At 47.8% G+C, this 3,632-nt stretch carries 4 protein-coding genes; all 4 read left to right on the top strand.

The window, feature by feature from the left end; genetic code table 11:
* Positions 1–1,014, top strand: a 1,014-nt coding sequence (locus AC4MRN_RS19975) for a PqiB family protein (protein ID WP_491204307.1), incomplete at its 5' end; no start/stop codon positions are given.
* Positions 1,011–1,586, top strand: coding sequence for a PqiC family protein (locus AC4MRN_RS19970; protein WP_491204306.1), 576 nt, complete (start codon positions 1,011–1,013; stop codon positions 1,584–1,586). The genes AC4MRN_RS19975 and AC4MRN_RS19970, both read left to right, overlap by 4 nt.
* Positions 1,573–2,703: a GGDEF domain-containing protein gene (locus tag AC4MRN_RS19965; protein WP_491204305.1), complete on the top strand. Its 1,131-nt coding sequence runs from the start codon at positions 1,573–1,575 to the stop codon at positions 2,701–2,703. Before AC4MRN_RS19970 ends, AC4MRN_RS19965 begins: the two co-directional genes overlap by 14 nt.
* Before the next feature lie 243 nt (positions 2,704–2,946).
* The coding region (locus tag AC4MRN_RS19960) for an efflux RND transporter periplasmic adaptor subunit (protein WP_491204304.1) at positions 2,947–3,632 on the top strand (686 nt) is incomplete at its 3' end.

The raw sequence follows: 3,632 nt of genomic DNA, 5'->3' as shown, positions 1-3,632 counted from the left end.
AACGCTAATACGCGCTTTTGGAATGTCAGTGGCGTGAAACTGCAATTGGCATCAACCGGCCTTACTATTCAAACCGGGAGTCTGGAGACCTTACTCGCCAACGGGGTTACCTTCGGTAACCCGCAGGGTGTTAGCAAAGGGGCAGCCATCGACAACGACGCTGAGTTTGTTATTTACAACGATTACGACGCCGCTGCCGACGAACGCTTTAAATATGCCGCTCAGTATATTTTGCTGATTGAAGAAAGCGTAAGAGGACTGACAGTCGGTGCTCCTGTGGAGTACCGTGGCTTGCAAATAGGTAAAGTCGAGGCCATCAACTACGCATCAATTGAAATCGGCAGCCTGCTGGACGACGACTACCCTATCCCTGTGTTGATAAACCTGTACCCTGGAAAAGTGCGTTTAGAGGACAGTGAGACCGGCTTGAAATTCTTGCGCGAACGACTGGCCAGATGGATTGGGAAGGATCTCCGCGCGACCCTGCGTATGGGTAACGTACTGACCGGTGGTTTGTACGTAGACCTGCAGCACGTTGACGATCCGGAAATCGCCGCCATACAAACAGTAAACGGCTTCGATATTATTCCTACGGTCTCTAACGAATTTACCCAGCTTACTCAAAAAGCTGACGCCATCCTGGACAAAATCAACGCGTTACCGCTTGAAGATCTGATCACACAAATCGGTGATGTGGTACAAACGCTGGAAGCCGCGGCGGAATCGGTTAACCAAACCAGTGACAATTTCGATGCAACCCTGGCCAGCTTTGACACTGAAACATTAAATGCGCAAATCCAGCAATCACTGCAAGCATTTGAAGGGCTGCTGAAGCATTATTCACAAGGCGGCCTGAGTAAAGCAGAGATCGCCGACACGATGAATGCGTTACAGGATACGCTCCGCGCTATTCAGCCCTTGTTGCGACAACTCAATACCACACCTAACGGACTTATCTTTTCAGACAACGCCGATGTCGATATTCAACCCAAAGCCAGGGAGACAAACCCATGATTAAAGTCGCATTCAGTATCATCATGGCCTTTGTACTGGCAGGCTGTAGCAGCCGCCCGGTGAGCATGAATTACTACCTGTTACACGAGCCCGTACAAATGTCTGAGACTCAGGATATTACCACCTGGCCCTCAATAGAATTGCACTCGTTGTCGATACCGGAATACCTGAAACAACGCAGTCTAATTGTACAGTTGAGCCCCAGTGAACTGCATTTTTCACCACAACACGTATGGTCTGAGCCAGTGGAACAAGGCGTAGTGCAATCGCTCAAAGACAATTTGGCAACCAACCATAAGTTCCGCTTACAAACGCAAAGATTGTGGACAAACAGCGCTCAGTCAGGCTACATTTTAGATATCTCTATTGATGATTTTATTCCTGCATACAATGGAATGGTCATTTTGCGTGGCACTTATCGATTAGGACAATCACAACAACCCGGGAAAATCATTGAGTTTGCGTTTCAAACGCCTTTGGAGAAAGACGGCTTCGCGCATACAGTCGAAAAAATGCGCGAACTCGTAGCGAAGTTAGCTAACCAAATCGTGACAGGAATTGAGGCTCATTAATACAATAACTGACCGTGTTACTCGCGCTGTTAACTGGCTCATCACCAGTGGCTGTAAACAGGTTTACGATGAAGACGCCAACCGCAAAATCATTGTAATAAATCTGTTCGCTATGGTGGGTATGTCGATTACCTTTGCCTTAGGTATCAGGGCAATGATCGACAATGACCGCGTACTTGGCATTGTCTTGCTGTCCTCCTCTGCGTTATTTGGCTTGTGTAAAGCCCTTTTGTTGCACTCTAAAGTCCTCTACAACCATGTTCTGGCCCCATTTATTCTGGTCGTGTCGCTGGCCGGACTCATGTTGTATCTGGTTATCACGGGCGGGGTTGCGAACACTGGTCCACTGTGGATTTACGTGCTGCCTCCCGTTGCCATGTTTTTTGCCGGGGTCGTGTACGGTGTAATTACGGTTGCGGTGTTTATTACCCTTTGCAGTTACATTTTATTCGCTGCAGATGGTTGGTTTGTTGTTGCTCAATACACCACCGAATTTAAGCTCCGCTTGCTTTATTCATTCGCCACGGTGACGTTTTTGTCTGCGTTTTACGAACACAGTCGGCAGACCAGTTTTAATATTGTAAAAGACCTTAGCGATAAATTTGAGAAGCAAGCGCAACAAGACATACTGACCCGATTACCCAACCGGCGTGGCATTCAACAATTCATCGAATTTGAATCTGCCCGTGCCCGTCGTCAGAAAAAGCCGTTAAGCCTTATTTTGTGTGACATCGACCGTTTTAAGCGAGTTAATGACCAGTACGGTCACGACGGTGGAGATGTAGTGCTCAAGCACGTCTCCGACCTGTTTAAAGCATCAATTAGAGAACAGGACGGTGTGGCCCGCTGGGGCGGCGAAGAATTCCTGTTTGTGTTGCCTGATACAGAAGAATCAAATGCGGTTGTGTTGGCCGAAAAAGTGCGTGAAACCCTTGCCACTTCCCTCGTAGAACTCCAGCAAGAAAAGGTTGTGATCACCGCCAGCTTTGGTGTGGCTCAAATCGATTTTGAACAAGGGCTGGACAAAGCCCTGACACTGGCCGATAAAGCCCTGTATAAAGCCAAAGAAAAGGGTCGCAATAAGGTGCTATCTGCGTCATCATTAGCAAGACTATAAAGTAAACCAACTTATCGCACATCCACGTATTCATGTGCACGCTGATGACGCCGGTACTATTTGCAAACGCAGTATTCTCCCGCGCCTCGGTTATTGGTTACAAATCACAATGAAAAACGCACAACTGTGACGGTATCTTTACGTTGCTCATACATATTTACATTTGAATACTCTGTATAGCACGCAATATCGTCAATAATAATTAAAACAGTGCATCAACAAGGGTTATTGGAAGTCTGTAATATGAAATGGATCATAAAAGTCGGTCTACCTATTTTGGTAGTAGGTTTAGGGTTTGGCGCCATGAAAGGCGTAACGGCGCTTGGCAACGAAGAAGGCGAAAGCGAGGCTGTTGATACTCGTCCTACCGTTAAAGTCACTCAACTCTCACCGGTTGCCTACCCTGTAGAAATCGAAGCATTTGGTGAACTGTCTCCGCTTGAGTCAACTAACCTGTCAGCCCAGGTCAGCGGTGAGATAACCAGTTTGAATCCACAATTTCTGTCTGGTGGCATCGTAAAACGCGGTGAAGTACTCTTCACCATCGAAAAAGACGCCTATGAAGCAGCGTTACTACAGGCGCAAGCAAATCTCGCCTCAGCTGAATCTGCACTAATTCAGGAAAAAGCCCTTGCCCGTGTTGCCGAACGAGAAGCGGCGTCCCTGCCCGATGCCCAGGTAACAGACCTGTATTTGCGAAAACCTCAAATTTTAAGTGCTGAAGCAGCATTGAAAGCCGCTCAGGCCCAATTGAAAATTGCCAAGCGAGACCTGGACAATTGCGAAGTCAGCGCACCTTACGACGCGCTTATCGTGTCGCGCAATGTTGGCAGCGGCGACTTTGTTACCACGGGTAGCAGTGCAGCCTTACTTTACAACATTGAAGTGGGCGAAGTGGTGTTTCCACTGGCGCGTTTCGACCAGGCCTT

The sequence above is a fragment of the Marisediminitalea sp. genome (assembly GCF_984433645.1).
The sequence above is the reverse complement of the archived record's forward strand: the minus strand, read 5'-3'. Positions and strand labels throughout refer to the sequence as shown.

Excerpts from the sequence above, each read along its gene's own strand:
- AC4MRN_RS19970 (WP_491204306.1), top strand. The coding sequence starts at position 1,011 with ATGATTAAAGTCGCATTCAGTATCATCATGGCCTTTGTACTGGCAGGC.